The sequence below is a fragment of the Citrobacter sp. Ce006 genome, assembly GCF_030336535.1.
Taxonomy (GTDB): domain Bacteria; phylum Pseudomonadota; class Gammaproteobacteria; order Enterobacterales; family Enterobacteriaceae; genus Citrobacter; species Citrobacter europaeus.
In genome coordinates this window covers 1-269 of record NZ_JAOWDO010000041.1, presented here as the reverse complement: position 1 = coordinate 269, position 269 = coordinate 1, and the positions used below count along the sequence as shown (strand labels likewise).

Annotated in this window: 1 protein-coding gene; it reads right to left on the bottom strand. The window is 43.5% G+C overall.

The window, feature by feature from the left end; genetic code table 11:
- Positions 1-269, bottom strand: a 269-nt coding sequence (locus tag OGV94_RS00825; RefSeq protein WP_353622562.1) for a DUF6708 domain-containing protein, incomplete at both ends; no start/stop codon positions are given.

Genomic DNA, 269 nt, shown 5'->3' with positions numbered 1-269 from the left:
CACGGATTCCAGCTGCTGCGGTGATGTTCGTAAATATAGACTTTCTGCCGCTTACGGTTTAGGCGCACGGGCGTACCGCGGGGCGTGTGATAGGTCATTCTGATCAAAAGTTTAAATAAAGAGAGAAAAAAAATCAGGCCTAACAAAGAGCCTAAAGAGATCATTATATTCCATCCGAATAAAGCGGGGCTGATTAAATAAAAGAGCATAAATGGCACTAAAAGGAAGGCAAAAATATCACCGCCGCCCCATGAGATCTGATTCTCATA